The following is a 16,781-nucleotide window of genomic DNA, read 5'->3' as shown; positions in this document are numbered from 1 at the left end:
GCCATGCGCTCGGTGTTCTTGATGCCGGTATGGCGCACGTCATCGCCACGAACCATGTAAATGACCCGTTCCGACATGTTCTTCGCATGATCGCCAATACGCTCCAGCGCCCGGGCAATAAAGATAAGATCGATCGAACGTGAAATGGTGCGCGGATCTTCGATCATGTAGGTAATGATATGACGCAGTGCGCCCTTCCATTCCTTGTCTACTTCCTTGTCGTTGCGCACCACCTGGGCAGCATGCATGGGATCCTGGCGGGCAAACGCGTCCAGCGAATCGCGGATCATAGTCGTGACATAACCAGCCATGTGCCGAAGCTCGACCACAGGCTCATAAGGCGAATCTGCCTCATGCAGGCGTCGCGCCATCTTGGCGATTTTCTCTGCCTCGTCCCCGCAACGCTCCATATCTGTAAGCATTTTGGAAACCGAGAGCAACAACCGCAAATCGCCGGCCGTAGGTTGATTGCGTGCGATCAACAAACCGATACGCTCGTCGATTTCGACTTCAAGGCGGTTAACCTCTTTTTCACGTTCGCGTACCTGATCGACAAGATTCAGGTCGCCAGTGGCCAGGGCTTCCATGCCATCTTTGACCATGGCCTCGACCAAGCCGCCCATCTGCAAAAACAGGGAGCGCGTCGTCTCGAGGTCGGAAGTAAATTGCTTGTTGGTATGCTCGGACATGTCAGCCTTCAGTCATTGCAGGAGTGAATAAGTATGTAGCGTAGCACCATAGCCCACTACTGTGTGTTTACTATATGCCATAGGCCATGCGGCATAAAGCCGCTACCAGGTTGCCATCGTTAGTGCCGCAAGACTACACGTTAAATATGACGTGATTATGACGGGTTTTTATCCAGCCTGCGCACGCCGTCTTGTGTTGAGACCAACACGACGTCAGCCCCGGCGAGCGCGAACAGGCCACAGCAGACGACGCCAGGGATATCGTTGATCAACGATTCCAGCTTGGCAGGCTCAGTAATGGCCAAACCAGACACGTCCAGTATCTGGCACCCGTTATCGGTTGTGAAGCCCTCGCGCAATGCAGGCTTGCCCCCCAATTCGCTTAAACGGCGCGCTACGGCTTCCCGCGCCATGGGAATGACTTCGACCGGCAGGGGGAAGCGTCCAAGGCACTCCACAACTTTGGACTCATCAACGATGCACACAAATTGATCGGCAACGGAAGCCACTATTTTTTCTCGGGTAAGTGCCCCGCCGCCGCCTTTGATCATATTCAGGCCCTGATCGATCTCGTCGGCGCCATCAACATACAAAGGCATGCCCTGGACCTGGTTCAGGTCGAATACTTTTATGCCCAAGGCCTCCAGGCGCGCCGAGCTGCGCTCCGAACTGGACGCAGCCCCCAGAAAACGATCTTTATAGGGCGCCAGCGCGTCGATGAAAAGGTCGACCGTGGAGCCTGTGCCTACGCCAAGTATGGTGTCCGGTGTGAGCCATGGCAGCACGTACTCAATGGCGGCGCTGGCAACGTTCTGTTTGAGTTCTGTTTGGGTAAGCATGGGATGGGTTCGTAGTTAGATAAAGAGTTCGCTGTATTTCTTTTCGGAAAAGCCAACGCTGACGCTGCCATGTTGTGCAACTGTTACCGGCCGCTTGATCAGGGTCGGGAACTCGGCGATCAAATCCTGCCATTGTTGGGCAGTGCTCGCCGTTTTACGGTCTTCGGGCAGATTGCGCCAAGTCATGGAGGCACGATTCACCAGTTTTTCCCAACCGCCGAGCTCGTCGGCCCATTTGTGCAGCTGCGCCGCAGCCACGGGGTGATCGCGATAATCGGTAAACTCAAACTTGACCTGCTGCTGTTCCAGCCATTTCATGGCCTTTACGCAAGTACTGCAATTTTTCAAGCCATAAAGCTGGACGGCATCCATAATAACTTTCCTTTGCTAAGATTTTTTGCGCCATTGCATACGGTTGGCCACAACGACGGCAATGCCTACCGCGAGCATGAACAAGGTGGCCAACGCATTGATTTCGGGCTTTAGCCCAAGGCGTACCCTGGAAAAAACCTCGAGAGGCAAGGTAGTGTAGCCCGGTCCCGACAAGAACGAAGCAATCACCACGTCGTCCAGCGACAGGGTAAAAGCCAGCAGCCAGGCAGCCAGAAGCGCGGGAACAATCAGGGGCAAGGTAATTACAAAAAACACCTTGAGCGGTGTGGCGCCCAAATCCAGGGCGGCCTCTTCCAGGGAACGATCCAGATCACGGATGCGCGATTGGATAATGACCGCCACATAGGCCATGCACAGCGTGACATGCCCAACCCAAATGGTGAAAATGCCGTTACCGGCGGGCCACCCGAATAATTCGCTGACTTCGACGAACATTAGCAACAATGAAATACCCAGCACGACCTCGGGCATGACCAAGGGAGCGCTAAGCATACCGATGTACAGCGCAAAGCCACGGAAGCGTCCCATGCGCGCCAGTACGTAGCCGGCCCAGGTGCCAATGATCACCGCCGCCGTAGCGGTCAAGGCGGCAATCAGCAGTGACAGCCTGGCTGCGGCAAGCAACGCCTGATCGTTGAACAGCTCAACGTACCACTTAAACGAAAACCCCGTCCATGACGTCATCATGGCGGAATCATTGAATGAAAACGCCATCAGGCACAGTATGGGTATATACAGAAACGAATACCCCACTGCGAGCACAGCGGCGCGAAGGACTGGATTAGGCCGGGTCATGACGCCTCCGTTTATGCACTTCCAGCTGTTTGACCTGGTTGTATTGGAAGATGACCAGCGGCACCAGCAACAGCAGCACCATGACACACGTTACCGCCGCCGCCATCGGCCAATCGGCGTTATTGAAGAATTCGGTCCACATGACCCGCCCCATCATCAGGGTATTGGCGCCGCCCAGCATTTCCGGAATCACGTATTCACCCACCGAAGGAATGAACACGAGCATTGCACCGGCAATGACACCAGGCATGGACATAGGCAGGGTCACGCTAAGAAACGCGCGCCATGGCCGCGCCCCCAGATCGTAGGCGGCCTCTAGCAAGCGCGTGTCCAGCTTAACCAGATTGGCATACAGCGGCAAAATAAAGAATGGCAGATAGGCGTAAATCAGCCCGATATAGACGGCCAGGTCGGTACGGTAGATTTCCAGCGGCGCACTGATGAGGCCCAGCCATTGCAGCAGTTTGTTCAGCAACCCGTCGTTGCGCAGAATGCCCACCCAAGCATACACACGCAATAGCAGCGAAGTCCAGAACGGAAGAATGACGCCTAGCAACAAGACATTGCGTATCGATGGATGCGAACGCGCAATGTAATACGCCATCGGATAGCCAATCAGCGCGCAGCACAGCGTCGTGATGGCTGCCATCTTGACCGAGTTAAGGTAGGTGGCGATGTACAGGCTATCGCTGAACAACAAGGCATAGCCGCGCAGATTCAATACCAGCGACAAGGTCTGGTCTTTGATCTCGGTCAGCGCGGTATAGGGCGGTATGCCGAACTTCAGGTCGGCGAAGCTTATTTTCAAGACCAGAAAAAAGGGAACCAGCAAGAACAGGGTCAGCCACAGGAAAGGCGGAGCAATGGCGAGTGTTCTTGCGGTCGGCCAAACCTGCCGCCAGGAAAACTTTTTCATGATGTCAATACGGTCGCGCTGTCGCTGGACCAACTGGCGAATACTTCATCATCCAGGCCGGGCGCGTCGGCTTGCGCCAACACTTGGCTGGGAACGGTGGCCTCGATTACTGCCCCTGAGTCAAGACGTATCTGGTACCTGGCATAGCTTCCCATCCAGGCGACATGACTGACCATGCCATGCCCCCAATTGGACTCAGACTCGGGCTGGGCGCGCAACACCCGGATATGTTCCGGGCGCACCGACACATGGACCTCCATGCCCAGCGGCTCGCTGATGCCATGATCAACGTATAAGGGGCGGGTGAGCTCGCCGCTTTCGATCAGGACATGGTCGGACTCGTCTACCACGATAGTGCCGGTGAACAGATTGGTCGACCCGATGAAGCCGGCCACGAAACGGGAATTGGGGAAGGCATAGACATCGTGCGGCGTACCAGACTGAATGATCTGCCCTTCCGACATGACGGCCAGTCGATGCGCCATGGTCATGGCTTCTTCCTGGTCGTGCGTCACCATGATGCAGGTCACCCCGACCTGATCAAGAATCTTGGCCAGTTCAATTTGGGTTTTCTGGCGTATTTGCTTGTCCAGCGCCGACATAGGCTCATCGAGGAGCAAAAGCTTGGGTCGCTTGACCAAGCTGCGCGCCAATGCCACCCGCTGCTGCTGCCCCCCCGACATTTGCTGCGGCTTGCGACGGGCATAGCTGCCCATTTGCACGAGATCCAGGGCCTCGAAGACACGATCATGAATCTCGTTCTTGGGCACGCCCTCTTGCTTAAGCCCAAACGCCACATTGGCCTCGACCGTCATGTGCGGAAAGAGCGCGTACGACTGAAACATCATGTTTACCGGCCGGCGATACGGCGGCAGGCTGGTGATGTCCTCGTTGTCAAGAAAGATGCGGCCTGATGTCACTTCTTCGAAGCCTGCCAACATGCGCAACAGCGTCGATTTCCCGCAGCCGGAACTGCCCAGCAAAGCGAAGACTTCATGACGCCGTACGGACATACTGACCGAATTCACGGCAACGGTATCGCCGAATATCTTGACCACCTCTTCGACGCGTACAAATTCGTCAGCGTCCCCCGACCAGGAAGCGGCTACAGTACGGGCATCCAGCATGCGACTACCTTCCCGATTTGAGTTCTGCCCACATGCGCGTTTGTAGGCGCTGGATGGCCAGAGGCTGTGGTTTGATCACGTACAAGGTTTTCGCCACGTCGGCAGGCGGATAAATCATGGGATTATCGGCCACGTCCTTGACGACATACTTGCGCGCTTCTTTGTTGGCATTGGGGTAGAACATGGTGTTTGTGATTGCCGCATGCACCTGGGGCGTTTCAATGTAATTGATGAATGCCAGCGCCTCGTCGACATTGGCCGCCCCTTTGGGGATGGCCATGGTGTCGAACCAGGCAGGCGCACCGCCCTTGGGAATGTAGTAGTCCACGATGTAATCTTTCTTGGCCTCACGCGCCCGATGCCGTGCAATCATGACATCGCCCGAAAAGCCGTACACCATGCACAAGTCGCCGCCCGCCAGCTCATCGATATAACCCGAAGAACTGAACTGCCTGATATAGGGCCGTATGGATTTCAGCAGTTCCAGCGCCTGCTTGTAGTCATCAGGCTGGCTGCTGTTGGGATCTTTGCCCAAGTAGTGCAATACAGCCGGGAAGACTTGTGCGGCTTCGTCCAGCACGGAAATGCCGCAAGCTTTAAGCTTTTCCGCATTCTCGGGCTTAAAGAGCATGTCCCAGCTATCCAGGGGCGCTTCCGGCCCCATGATTTCCTTGACCTTGCTGACGTTGTAGCCCAAGCCATTTGTGCCGTATCCCCAAGGAACAAGATACTCATTGCCAGGGTCGACGGACGCCACCAGATCCATGATGTCAGGATCCAGATACTTCCAATTAGGGATCTTTGTTTTGTCCAGCTTCTGGAACAAGCCGCCTTCAATCTGACGAGCGGCATAGTGGGTAGAAGGCACCACAACGTCGTAGCCAGACTTGCCCGTCAGCAACTTGGCCTGCAAGGTATCGTTGCTGTCGTAGACGTCGTAGCGCACCTTGATGCCAGTCGCTTCCTGAAAGCCCGAAATCGTATCCGGCGCGGTATATTCCGCCCAGTTATAGACATTAACTACCTTGTTTTGCGCCCATACCGTCGACATTGCGGCGGTAAGCGCCGTGCCCAGCAGCAGTCGTTTCGCTATGCTGAATTTCATTGCGAGCCCCCCAGACAATACAAAAAACAAAAAGCGAGATGATAAAGCTTTTTCCCGACTAAAGTAGCCCTTTGGCCCGTACAAGCGCATCGTAAGCCTGGCTTAGCCCGCCCCACCACAACATACCCTCGGTATCGGCTACCTTGACCAGGGAACGGCGCAAACGCAAAAGATTGGCTTGCCTACGCTCCAGGGACAAGGCCCGCACCCGGCACTTGTCGAAATCGATGAGCCAGACCTTGTCCTGCTGATCGAGCAAGATATTGTAGGCATTCAGGTCGGAATGCCATACCCCCAATTCATGCATGGCAAAAATAGCCTGTGCCACTGCTGCCTGCCTGCCAACGGCCAGAACCTGGGCTAAAGCTTGAACGCCGGGTATTCTTTCGACCAAGATGGCAGCGCGATAGGTCAGCCCCTGGCGCCAATAAGCTGCGGCAAGAGGCCTGGGTACAGCAAGCCCACGCTGATGCATCAACTGCAAAAGGTCAAACTCGGCAAATGACCGAGTTGTATCGGCGCCCGTCCAGATATAACTGTTGGTGCTGAACTTGGAGATCAGTCCGCCCCGCCGATAATGGCGCAATACGCCCTGGCCGAATTCGCCTTTCACGAACCAGGCTGCCTGGCGGCCGCCTTCACCGACGGTACTGGCTTGAAGCTGCGATGCGGCAGGATCGAACAAGAACAGGCCTGGCTCTGTAATACGACTGGCATCGTAGCGCATGGCTCCCGCAGAAGAGATGAGATCACGGGGTTGAATAGCAATGGTCATACAGCCTCTCGCAACGACACCAAAGGCGGCGTTTTCAATATTCCGGATAGCGCCATGCTGCCCCCTATAGTCGAAGCCAGCATGCCTATGGCCATGCCCACAGCCCAGGGCCACCACGACAATGTCAGGGTGAAATCAAAAACCTGGTCGGCCAGCACCCACGCGATCGCCACGGCGCCGAAGGCTGCCAGCAAACCGGCCATAGCCCCCAGCACCAGCAATTCTATACGCAAGGCGGCAGCCAATTGGCGTCCGCTAGCGCCTAGTGCGCGCAGTACCGCAACTTCGTGCATACGCTCGTCGCGGGTCGAAAATAAGGCAGCGCCCAGCACCAGGACACCCGCCAATACGGTAAACACAAACAACAACTGCACGGCCCGCACTACTTGATCCAGCACATGCTGCACCTGACCCAATATCGATCCCACGTCGAAAACCGTCAAGTTGGGAAAGAGACGGATCAGATTCTGTGTCAGCTCGGGCTCGGAGGCAGGCACGTACATGGATGTCATGAAGGTCGCCGGTGCGTCCTTCAAGGCAACGGGACTCGTGATGGCGAAGAAATTCGCCTGGAAGGAATCCCATTTCACTTCCCGCACGCCGCTTACCGTCACGTCTATGGGCCGACCCGCCACGTCGAACGTCAAGCTGTCGTTCACGTTGATACCCAGCGTTTTGGCCAAGCCGCTTTCCAGCGAGACCTCGGGTTTATCGGGGTTCAGCCAACGCCCCTCCACCATTTTATTGCTGGAAGGCAAGACATCCGTATATGACAGGTTGAACTCCCGATCTACCAGTCGCCTGGCGCGGTCATCGGTGTAGCTGGCGGAATCGACAGGCTTCTTGTTGATGGCCAGCAGCCTGCCTCGAATCATGGGCGAGAGCAGCGGATCGTGGACGCCGGCCTGCTTGAGGCTATCCACGACAGCAGCGCGCTGATCAGGCTGAATGTTAATAAGAAACGTATTGGGAGCGCCCGGCGGCAAGGTGTTTTGCCAGCCTTGCAACAAATCGGTGCGTGTAATGGCCAGCAAGAGCAATATCATCAACCCCATGCTTAAAGAACACAACTGAGTCACCGTAAGGCCGCGGCGGCGCGCCATACCGGCTAGCGCAAACCGCAACGCGGGATGGCCGTTGACCCGGTATCGCATAAAACCCAGCGCCCGTACCAATACGTAAGCCAGGGCAGCAAAGGCAAAAAAGGCTGTCAGGAAGCCAGCAGACACCACCAGGCTTAATCGCATATCCCCGGATATCCAGACTATCAGCGCGAAAAATGCGGCAAGACCCAGGCTATATGCCGGCCAGCGCTTGACGACGGTTATAGAGGCATCGCGCCGCAATACCCTGGCCGGAGGAACTTGGCGTAAGGTCGCCAGCGGCGGAAGCGCGAATCCCAGTAATAGCAATAGGCCAGTAACCAACCCTTGCAATGCCGGCAGCACCGACGCTGCAGGCAAACTGGTATCGATCCAGTCGGCAACTATGGCAACCAAGCCCTCATGCACGGCATAGCCAGCCAATGCGCCTATCGAAGATGCGATCACTGCCAGCAATAGGAATTGCGACCACAGCATGGTGGTCAGCTGTGTCTTGCTGGCGCCCAGGCAACGCATGATGGCGATACCATCCTGATGTCGCAGGCTGAAGCGCCGTGCGGCCAATGCAACCGCCACGGCGGCAATCATCACCGTGAGCAAGGCAACCAGTATCAGGAACTGATGCGCGCGAACCAGCGCTCGCTGGACTTCCGGCCGGTTATCCTCAAGGGTGCTGAGCTTTTGCCCACGCTTCATGTTGGCGTTCAGCCAGCCTTTGTAGGCGCTGACGGCATCCGCCGAACCCGCCACCAGCAACTGATAGCCTACCCGGCTTCCAGGCGCGAGCAAACCGGTAGCGGGCAAGTCAGGCAATCCCAGCATCACGCGAGGCGCTACGTTGACAAACTGCATGCCCCTGTCGGGCTCGTAGGCAATGACACGAGTTACCGTCATGCGCGAATCGCCCACGGTAATTTTGTCGCCCAATGAAATACCCAACAAGCTGAGCACCTGGGGATCTACCCAAACCGTTCCCGCTTCGGGCAATTGCTGATGCGCTTCGCCCTTGCCGGCCGGCGTATCCGCCAGACGTAGTTGGCCGCGCAAAGGATAGCCTTCGGAAACGGCCTTGAGGGCCACCAAGTGAGTATGGTCGCCGCTGCTTATCATGGACGGAAACTGGAGCGTCTGCGCCGTATCCAGATGCAAGGCGCCAGCCTGCGCCAGAAAACCAGCAGTGATCGGCTCGTCGGACTGCAAGGCCAGATCGCCGCCCAGCATTTGCGCCGAATCGCGCTCAAGCGCGCGACCTACGCGGTCGGCCAGAAAGCCCACGCTGGTGACTGCCGCCACGGCAATCACCAAAGCCAGCATCAAGAGGCGTATTTCCCCCGAATGCCAGTCGCGGCGAAAGGCGCGCACACCCAGAAAAACATTGGAAAATCGGCTTGCATGCATGAAATCAGGCCTTTATAAGTAGCAAAACCATGATAACCAGAAGCATACAAGCAAAGACCAGCTTCAAGCGCGGTTCAGGCAATGAGTACGCGAGTCTGACGCCGTAGGACACGAAGAAAATGCTGCCCAACGCCATCGGTATGCCGACCAGCCAGTCGGCCTGGCCATGCGCAGCATACGCGAAAAGCGCCACAAAGGTACCGGGCACAATCATGGTCAGGGCCAGCGCCTGCGCACCGGTTTGCGTCAAGCGAAACACCGTGGTCAGAATGGGCACTACCAGCACCGAGCCGCCAACACCGAAAACACCGCCTGCCAAGCCCGCAATCATGCCTATCAGCGCAAACCATCCCTTATGGAAGTCCTCAACGTTTCGCCGGGGCTTTTGGGGCTTGTTCGGCTGGCTGGAGCGCCTGCTTTGATAAAGATAGAACACGGCGATGCCCAAAACAAAAATGGCATAGATCCGACGCAAGAGGACAGGATCAATCCCAAGCGCAATTTGCGCGCCGACCCAGGTAAAAACGATAGAACCAGCGGCCCCGGCCCCTGCCGCACGAAAATTGATTTTCGCATTTTGGTTGTACTTGCGTACCGTCATGAGTACGGCTGGCAACACCATGATGAGCGCCGTTCCCTGGGCAGCTTGCTGATCCATATTCAAGAACAACCCCAGCAAGGGAATGGCCAGCAGCCCGCCCCCTATGCCCAGCACACCGCCCGTAAACCCGATCAGAGCGCCAGACAACAAGCACCCTATTGCAACGACATACCAATCCAAGACATACCCCTAAACAAGCTGCTCAACAGCCTTAGCGCAAGCGATCTATGGCCGATTCCACACGATCGACCGCCCAAATTTCCAGTCCTTCTATGGGCTGCCTGGGCGCATTCGCCTTAGGAATAAGTGCCACGCTAAAGCCTAGCTTGGCGGCCTCTTTGAGCCGTTCCTGGCCCCGTGGCGCGGGACGAATTTCCCCGGCCAAACCCACTTCGCCGAACACCACCAGCCCCTTGGGCAAAGGCTTATCGCGCAACGATGACATAATCGCCAGCAATACGGCGAGGTCGGCGGCGGGTTCGGTAATTTTTACGCCGCCCACCGCATTGACAAAGACATCCTGATCGAAGGTAACGACGCCGGCATGCCGATGCAAGACGGCCAGCAACATAGCCAGCCGCGTGCCCTCGAGCCCAACCGACAGCCGGCGCGGGTTAGGCACGTGGGCCGTATCAACCAAAGCCTGGATTTCCACCAATAGCGGACGCGTGCCTTCTTGGGTTGCCATGACGCATGACCCCGCGACATCCTGTTCGTGTTGCGACAAGAACAAGGCCGACGGGTTGGCAACGCCGCGCAGACCCCGATCCGTCATGGCGAAAACACCAAGCTCGTTGACCGCGCCGAAACGATTTTTGAAAGCCCTTATCAATCGGAACGAAGAGTGCGTATCACCCTCGAAATAGAGGACAGTATCGACAATGTGTTCCAGAACCCGCGGCCCGGCCAACGTGCCGTCCTTGGTAACGTGCCCTATCAGCACAATCGTAATGCCGGTTTGCTTGGCCAGGCGGGTCAACTGGGCCGCACACTCCCGCACTTGCGACACTGAGCCGGGCGCAGCGCTAAGCTCGCTGGAATATAGGGTTTGTATTGAGTCAATGACCGCCACACTAGGGCGCCGCTCGACCAGGGCGGCAATAATCGCCTCAAGACGAATCTCGGCAAGCAGATCGACGTCGCCGGTCGCCAATTCCAGCCGCCTGGCTCGCAGGGCGACCTGTTCCGCCGATTCCTCACCGGTTACATACAAGACTTTGACCACATGCGACAACGACACCAACGCCTGCAGCAGCAAGGTCGACTTGCCTATGCCTGGGTCGCCACCGATCAGCACCACTGCGCCGGTAACCAAACCGCCGCCCAGCACCCGGTCAAATTCGGAGATACCGGTAGGCTGACGCGGCAACTCGCGCGCTTCAATTTCAGCCAGGCTGCGTATGGGGCTGGCTCCGGCCAACGGCGCAAACCGATGCGTAGCAACGCCCGGGTCGCGGGACTCTTCCAGTGTGTTCCACGCGTTGCAGTGCGGACACTTACCCTCCCACTTCGGGCAAGTGCCACCGCATTCGCTACAAATAAATAAGGTTTTTGATTTGGCCATGCAGCGAGTTTAACCGGCCAAGGCGCTGCTACCGTCCGGCAAGGCTGCCGCCGCCGTCCACCCCCAGAACCTGCCCGGTAATAAAACTTGCCTCGTCGCCCAGTAAAAAGGTAACTGCCGCGGCCACTTCGGCCGGCTGGCCCAATCGGCCCATAGGTATGGAGGCCAAGGCTTTCTTTTCGGCGTCGCCCCCTTCGGGATGCCCAGCACGAAATAATTCAGTATCTACAGGACCTGGCGACACAGCATTTACCGTAATGCCATAAGCAGCCAGTTCAAGGGCCCAGGTCTTGGTACAGCCGATCAGGGCGCTTTTGGCGGCGGAATAACTGGTGCGATTGACCGCACCATGCGTGACACGGCTGCATATATTCACGATGCGGCCCTCTTTACGCGCCTTCATCGAAGGAATAAAAGTTTGCGTTACCTGCACCGCAACACGGACATTCAGATCGAATACATGATAAAGCGAAGCCAGATCGACTTCACCCAAGGGTTCCGGCATGACCAAGCCGACATTATTGACTACGGCATCGACAGGATACTTTTCGCGTATGACGCGCAGCACGTCTTCGGTTTCACCCGCATTGTGCAAATCGCAGGAATACAGATAACCAGGAAAATCGATATCCTGTGTGTGCCGGGCCAGACCCACGACATGGCAACCCAAGTCGGCCAGACGCCGGCTGATCGCCCATCCTATCCCTTTTGTAGCGCCCGTTACCAGTACACATTTATTCTTCACGCAATTTCCTTTCAAGGTCAGTCGAACCACTCTTCCCGACATGTCCGACGACAACAGTACGAATTCTGCGATTAAACTCCAATTTGCGCTTGCCTGCTGTCAGCAAATGACAATTTTAGGCACCCGGGCCGCAACGGCGCACAATAATTCATAGCCTATCGTACCGGCAGCCTGCGCCACTTCGTCGACTGAAGGCCCGCCCTCACCCCAAAGCACCACAGGCGAACCTACGCTAGCTTGCGGGATCCCGGTCAGGTCGACAGCCAGCATGTCCATCGAAACCCTGCCCAGTAGACGCGTGCGCACCCCATCTACGGTAATAGGCGTGCCGGTGCCGGCATGGCGCGGGTAGCCATCGGCATAACCACAAGCCACAATGCCTATGCGCATAGGCGCGGCAGCGGTAAAAGCATGGCCATAACCGATTCCGGCGCCAATGGGTATATTCCGCAGGCTGATCAGCTTGGCCGATAAGGTCATGGCCGGCCGCAAGCCCAGAGCAGCAGCGGACTTGTCGGCGAATGGCGAGGCGCCATACAGGCATATGCCGGGCCTGACCCATTGTTCCTGGTGATCGGGAAGCGAGGCCCACAAACCCGGTGTCAAGGTAGCTGCGGAATTACACACGCTGACCTTGCCAGGCAGCCCCTGGGTCAGTTGATTAAACACCTGCAACTGCTGCTGGGTGGTTACGGGATCGTCATCGGCCCGGGCAAAGTGAGTCATTTTCCCCAGGCTGTTCAAGATGCCGCACGCCTGCAGGGTTTGTACCTGCTCGTAGGCGGCACGGTAATCCTCCTCTGGAAACCCCAGGCGGCCCATACCGGAATTGAGCTTTACAAAGGCGTCGATGGGGTGGGCGACCTTGGCTGCCGCCAACATATCGACCTGCTCTTTACAGTGCACGGCCGTGGCCAGACGATAGTGATCCAATATGGCAATATCAGCAGGCTCGAAAAACCCTTCCAATAACAGAATAGGCCGTTCCCAGCCCGCTTCGCGACAGCGCACGGCTTCGTTCAGGTCAAGCATGGCCAGGCCCTCGGCCTGGCTGAAACCCCGGATGGCATTGTCAATATCGTGCCCGTAGGCATTGGCTTTGATCACGGCCCAGATGTTGGGCCGGGGCCGTTTCACTTGCGCAGCGGTGCCGTCAAGCTGTTGCGCCACAACCCTTAAATTATGGCTTAGGGACGACAACGAAATCGTTGCCGAAATAGGACGTGGCATGAGTCTTCCTTTGCGGGCCGCAATAATGCCATTGACAAGAAAAGTACAGTCCGAAAAGCACCTCGGAACAAGGCGTCCTCGAAAAGCCTAGATGGTACGGCCAGAAGGCTTGCCTAAGCAACCTGCGCGAGGTCGCGTTTTCTTGACAGCCATGTCTTATACTCACCGCCTATGGCCGTCGATCACTATGAAAACTTTCCTGTGGCATCTTTGTTGCTGCCGCGCCGCCTGCGGGTTCCCGTCAGGAACATATACCGTTATGCACGCAGCGCGGACGATATCGCCGATGAAGGCAACGCCACACCTGATCAGCGCCTGGCACAACTGGCCGGCTACCGCGACGCCCTGCTGCAGATCCAGGCAGGGTCGCTGACGCTTCCCCCCGGCGATGCAAGAACACCTGTTTTTGAACCGCTGGCCGAAAGCATCAGGCAATACGCCCTGCCCATGGAACCCTTTCTTGACCTGATCTCGGCTTTCGAACAAGACGTTGTCACCACCCGCTACAACGACGATGCCGAGCTGTTCGACTATTGCCGGCGGTCGGCCAACCCCGTAGGCCGCCTGATGCTCCATCTGTATCAGGCCGCAACGCCCGGCAACCTGGCGCAGGCAGACTCGATCTGCACCGGCTTGCAACTTACCAACTTCTGGCAGGATGTCGCCATCGACTGGCAGAAAGAGCGTGTCTACTTGCCGCAAAGCAAGCTAAAACATTACGGCGTAGGTGAAAGCCATATTAGCCAGAAATTGCACACGGACCCCGCCTGGCAGGCACTGATGCAAGCCCAGGTACAGCAGGCACGCGAGCAACTGCTTGCCGGCTTGCCCTTGACACAACGGCTGCCCGGACGAATCGGATTTGAATTAAAGCTGGTCGTTCACGGGGGTTTACGTATCCTTGATCGTCTCGACCAATTACACTACGACATATTCTTTCACCGCCCAACGCTGCAAAAACGCGATTGGATTTTGCTATTCTGGCGCGCACTGGGCTGAGCCACCCCTTGTGCAAGACCGGAACACCAGCAACGCCTAACACTAGCCCCGCTACGACAACGTATGAGCCCCGACGAATATTGCCAGAATAAAGCCGCTCAAAGCGGCTCCAGTTTTTATTATTCCTTTTTGTTTTTGCCGCCAGAACAGCGCAAAGCCATCACCGCCCTGTATGCTTTTTGCCGGGAAGTCGACGATGTCGTCGACAACAGCAACGAGCCGTCGGTTGCGCGCATGAAACTGGCGTGGTGGCGAACCCAGGTCGAGCAACTGCACAAAGGCCACACAGAGCATCCCGTCATGCAGGCTCTGGCGCCGCATGTGCTTAACTACGACCTAAGCCAGGCCCGCTTGCTGGCAGTCATCGAGGGCATGGAAATGGATCTGGATCAGACCCGCTACCTGGACTGGCCCGGACTACGAAAGTACTGCTGGCACGCCGCCGGCGTAGTGGGCGAATTGTCGGCCAGCATTTTTGGCTATACCCAGCCCCAAACCCTGGTCTATGCCGAAAAACTGGGCCTGGCTTTCCAACTGACCAACATCATCAGGGACGTCGGCGACGATGCCAGGCGGGGCCGTATTTACCTGCCTGTCGATGACATGCAGAAGTTCAACGTGAAGGCCTCGGAAATCATCGACCGTCAGCACTCTGATCGCTTTGTCGAATTGATGCGCTTCCAAACCGACAGGGCCAAGCAATGCTATCGGGAGGCCATGCAAGCCCTACCTGAAGTTGATCGCCGCGCCCAGCGCCCTGGCCTGATGATGGCAGCGATTTACTACACCCTGCTGGACGAAATCGAACGCGATAACTGGCAAGTACTTGACCAACGAATTTCGCTGACACCGATACGAAAATTCTGGCTGGCCTGGAAAGTATGGGTCGGCGGCGGGCGCGGCCTGGTCAAGCGCCTGAGTCGATGAATATTGCCGTCATCGGCGGCGGCTGGGCAGGCCTGAGCGCAGCGGTTCGACTGCGGCAACGCGGTTTTTCCGTTACGGTCTTCGAGGCCGCCCGCACACTCGGAGGGCGAGCACGAGGAGTGCAATCGCCCGCGCTTCAAACCCGTATCGATAACGGCCAGCATATCTTGCTGGGGGCCTACACAGAAACGCAGGCCTTGATGCAAGAACTAGGCCTTGATCCAGGTTTCTTGCTGTATCGAGAACCGCTCGCCCTGGAAGCGGCGGACGGCAGCTTTATATTGCGAGCGGCACGCCTGCCCGCCCCCTTGCACCTGCTCGGCGGGATCATCGGCATGCGTGGTCTGAACCTGGCAGAGCGCTGGCGCCTGATTACCCTTATCCAAAGCTTGAAACGCCAGAAATGGAAGACGCAGCCCGGACTAACGGTGGCCCAATGGTTAACGCGTGGCCAACAATCGGCACATGCCATACACATGTTCTGGCTGCCCTTATGCGTTGCCGCACTCAATACCCCGATACACCAAGCCTGCGCCCAATTATTTGCGCGAGTCCTGCAAGACAGTCTGGGCGGCCCTAAATCTGCTTCCGACATACTGATACCACGTGTCGATTTATCTCAACTGTGGCCCGACCATGTCGAACGTTATGCGCCGCCGGATACCGCTGGCACATTGAATGTTCACTGCGGGCATGCAGTAAGGCAGTTGACAGGCGGATGGTCGCAAGTGGCGCTTGATGGCGTGCCCTACGACGCCGTCGTGGTGGCAGGCAACGCCCCGGCAACGCATCGATTGCTGCGCCAGCTAAGTCCTTCTGAATCCGGATCGCGTTACTTGGCCATGCTGGCCGCGTTTGAATACATACCCATCGCCACGCTGACACTGCAGCTGGAGACGCCATGGAAACTGCCGCAGGCAATGCTGCTGCTAAAGGAAGATCCTGCACGGTTATGGTTTGGTCAATGGCTATTTGATCGCAGCGCATTCATGCGGGGGGATGCCTTATCCGATATCCATAAACAAAGCGGCAGCTTGCTTAATATCGTAATCAGCGATGCACGTGCTTTCATGGCGCACCCGCAGCCGCAAGCGGTTGCCGCTGTGATTGCGCAAGTCCAGGAACAGTGCCGCCGGTTTGGTTCGTTGCCTCACGTAGTTGGGCATGAGGTCATTATTGAGAAGCGGGCAACGTTTGCTGCTGTGCCGGGTTTGATGCGGCCTGAAAACCGTACTCCCTGGCCACGGGTTTGGGTAGCAGGAGACTGGACGGATACGGGTTATCCGGCGGTACTGGAGGGCGCGGTACGCAGCGGGCGGGATGCGGCCGAGGATGTTCAATTCGTACTGGGTTGATTGAGCTGCGTATTTAGGTAAGTGCGTGTTTGCTAATTCCTCATACCTTAGTTCGTATCGTTCCTTACACACGCGTGTCAGATCCTGGGAGGGGGTGTTTTGCTCCTCGTTGACGGTTCGTCGCCCTACGGCGCCGAACATCGCGAAGCCCCGCTCATCCGCCCATTCGGGCTCCTTTCGCGTGCGTCTCGCTCGCCACCGAAAGTCGCTGCAACATCCC

Annotated in this window: 16 protein-coding genes; 3 read left to right on the top strand and 13 right to left on the bottom strand. The window is 57.0% G+C overall.

Translation table 11 applies throughout. The features are described from left to right. The 13 genes from phoU to alr form a co-directional block, all read right to left on the bottom strand. The coding region (gene phoU / locus ABWO67_RS14085; protein ID WP_353152557.1) for a phosphate signaling complex protein PhoU at positions 1-689 on the bottom strand (689 nt) is incomplete at its 3' end. A 155-nt stretch (positions 690-844) separates the two neighbouring features. Beyond that, positions 845-1,528 carry a ribose-5-phosphate isomerase RpiA gene (rpiA, locus tag ABWO67_RS14080; RefSeq protein WP_353152555.1) on the bottom strand — a complete coding sequence of 228 codons (684 nt, stop codon included), beginning with the start codon at positions 1,526-1,528 and terminating at the stop codon, positions 845-847. A gap of 15 nt (positions 1,529-1,543) precedes the next feature. Continuing rightward, a complete protein-coding gene (locus tag ABWO67_RS14075) occupies positions 1,544-1,900 on the bottom strand; it encodes a Spx/MgsR family RNA polymerase-binding regulatory protein (RefSeq protein WP_353152553.1) in 357 nt (118 codons plus the stop codon). A gap of 15 nt (positions 1,901-1,915) precedes the next feature. After that, positions 1,916-2,716 (bottom strand): ABC transporter permease subunit, encoded by an 801-nt coding sequence (locus ABWO67_RS14070; RefSeq protein WP_353152552.1) that lies wholly within the window; start codon positions 2,714-2,716, stop codon positions 1,916-1,918. Continuing rightward, complete coding sequence (locus tag ABWO67_RS14065; RefSeq protein ID WP_353152550.1) at positions 2,703-3,632, bottom strand: ABC transporter permease subunit; 930 nt, start codon at positions 3,630-3,632, stop codon at positions 2,703-2,705. Before ABWO67_RS14065 ends, ABWO67_RS14070 begins: the two co-directional genes overlap by 14 nt. Beyond that, positions 3,629-4,759, bottom strand: coding sequence for an ABC transporter ATP-binding protein (locus ABWO67_RS14060; protein WP_353152548.1), 1,131 nt, complete (start codon positions 4,757-4,759; stop codon positions 3,629-3,631). The genes ABWO67_RS14065 and ABWO67_RS14060 overlap by 4 nt, the downstream gene beginning before the upstream one ends. Before the next feature lie 4 nt (positions 4,760-4,763). Further along, on the bottom strand, positions 4,764-5,864 hold the full coding sequence (locus ABWO67_RS14055; protein ID WP_353152546.1) for a polyamine ABC transporter substrate-binding protein: 1,101 nt from the start codon (positions 5,862-5,864) through the stop codon (positions 4,764-4,766). 58 nt (positions 5,865-5,922) lie between these two features. Further along, a complete protein-coding gene (locus ABWO67_RS14050; protein ID WP_353152545.1) occupies positions 5,923-6,639 on the bottom strand; it encodes a 3-deoxy-D-manno-octulosonic acid kinase in 717 nt (238 codons plus the stop codon). Beyond that, a complete protein-coding gene (locus ABWO67_RS14045) occupies positions 6,636-9,140 on the bottom strand; it encodes an ABC transporter permease (protein WP_353152543.1) in 2,505 nt (834 codons plus the stop codon). The genes ABWO67_RS14050 and ABWO67_RS14045 overlap by 4 nt, the downstream gene beginning before the upstream one ends. A 4-nt stretch (positions 9,141-9,144) precedes the next feature. Continuing rightward, positions 9,145-9,921, bottom strand: coding sequence for a sulfite exporter TauE/SafE family protein (locus tag ABWO67_RS14040; protein WP_353152541.1), 777 nt, complete (start codon positions 9,919-9,921; stop codon positions 9,145-9,147). A 31-nt stretch (positions 9,922-9,952) separates the two neighbouring features. Beyond that, positions 9,953-11,305, bottom strand: coding sequence for a DNA repair protein RadA (gene radA / locus ABWO67_RS14035; RefSeq protein ID WP_353152539.1), 1,353 nt, complete (start codon positions 11,303-11,305; stop codon positions 9,953-9,955). A gap of 28 nt (positions 11,306-11,333) precedes the next feature. Then, positions 11,334-12,050, bottom strand: coding sequence for an SDR family oxidoreductase (locus ABWO67_RS14030; RefSeq protein WP_353152537.1), 717 nt, complete (start codon positions 12,048-12,050; stop codon positions 11,334-11,336). 99 nt (positions 12,051-12,149) lie between these two features. After that, entirely contained in the window at positions 12,150-13,280 is a 1,131-nt protein-coding gene (gene alr / locus ABWO67_RS14025) for an alanine racemase (protein WP_353152535.1), read from the bottom strand. Positions 13,281-13,451: 171 nt separating this feature from the next. Between alr and hpnC the strand changes: the two genes are divergently transcribed. The 3 genes from hpnC (at position 13,452) to hpnE (ending at position 16,561) form a co-directional block, all read left to right on the top strand. After that, positions 13,452-14,279, top strand: a complete 828-nt coding sequence (gene hpnC, locus ABWO67_RS14020; protein ID WP_353152533.1) for a squalene synthase HpnC — start codon at positions 13,452-13,454, stop codon at positions 14,277-14,279. A 63-nt stretch (positions 14,280-14,342) separates the two neighbouring features. Further along, the gene (gene hpnD, locus ABWO67_RS14015) at positions 14,343-15,206 is read left to right on the top strand and encodes a presqualene diphosphate synthase HpnD (RefSeq protein ID WP_353152531.1); all 864 of its coding nucleotides are present in this window, start codon (positions 14,343-14,345) and stop codon (positions 15,204-15,206) included. Further along, on the top strand, positions 15,203-16,561 hold the full coding sequence (gene hpnE, locus ABWO67_RS14010) for a hydroxysqualene dehydroxylase HpnE (protein ID WP_353152529.1): 1,359 nt from the start codon (positions 15,203-15,205) through the stop codon (positions 16,559-16,561). Before hpnD ends, hpnE begins: the two co-directional genes overlap by 4 nt. Positions 16,562-16,781: the final 220 nt, after the last annotated feature.

Source organism: Pollutimonas bauzanensis (genome assembly GCF_040393045.1).
Lineage (GTDB): Bacteria > Pseudomonadota > Gammaproteobacteria > Burkholderiales > Burkholderiaceae_B > Pollutimonas > Pollutimonas bauzanensis_A.
Note: the sequence above shows the minus strand (reverse complement) of the source record. Positions and strands in the feature narration are given on the sequence as shown.

What these genes read in the sequence shown, in the direction of transcription:
- ABWO67_RS14045 (WP_353152543.1), bottom strand. Translation starts at nt 9,140, where the DNA reads ATGCATGCAAGCCGATTTTCCAATGTTTTTCTGGGTGTGCGCGCCTTT.
- ABWO67_RS14075 (WP_353152553.1), bottom strand. Translation starts at nt 1,900, where the DNA reads ATGGATGCCGTCCAGCTTTATGGCTTGAAAAATTGCAGTACTTGCGTA.
- ABWO67_RS14050 (WP_353152545.1), bottom strand. Translation starts at nt 6,639, where the DNA reads ATGACCATTGCTATTCAACCCCGTGATCTCATCTCTTCTGCGGGAGCC.
- radA (WP_353152539.1), bottom strand. Translation starts at nt 11,305, where the DNA reads ATGGCCAAATCAAAAACCTTATTTATTTGTAGCGAATGCGGTGGCACT.
- ABWO67_RS14060 (WP_353152548.1), bottom strand. Translation starts at nt 4,759, where the DNA reads ATGCTGGATGCCCGTACTGTAGCCGCTTCCTGGTCGGGGGACGCTGAC.
- ABWO67_RS14065 (WP_353152550.1), bottom strand. Translation starts at nt 3,632, where the DNA reads ATGAAAAAGTTTTCCTGGCGGCAGGTTTGGCCGACCGCAAGAACACTC.
- ABWO67_RS14070 (WP_353152552.1), bottom strand. Translation starts at nt 2,716, where the DNA reads ATGACCCGGCCTAATCCAGTCCTTCGCGCCGCTGTGCTCGCAGTGGGG.
- hpnC (WP_353152533.1), top strand. Translation starts at nt 13,452, where the DNA reads ATGGCCGTCGATCACTATGAAAACTTTCCTGTGGCATCTTTGTTGCTG.
- ABWO67_RS14055 (WP_353152546.1), bottom strand. Translation starts at nt 5,864, where the DNA reads ATGAAATTCAGCATAGCGAAACGACTGCTGCTGGGCACGGCGCTTACC.
- hpnD (WP_353152531.1), top strand. Translation starts at nt 14,343, where the DNA reads ATGAGCCCCGACGAATATTGCCAGAATAAAGCCGCTCAAAGCGGCTCC.
- alr (WP_353152535.1), bottom strand. Translation starts at nt 13,280, where the DNA reads ATGCCACGTCCTATTTCGGCAACGATTTCGTTGTCGTCCCTAAGCCAT.
- rpiA (WP_353152555.1), bottom strand. Translation starts at nt 1,528, where the DNA reads ATGCTTACCCAAACAGAACTCAAACAGAACGTTGCCAGCGCCGCCATT.
- hpnE (WP_353152529.1), top strand. Translation starts at nt 15,203, where the DNA reads ATGAATATTGCCGTCATCGGCGGCGGCTGGGCAGGCCTGAGCGCAGCG.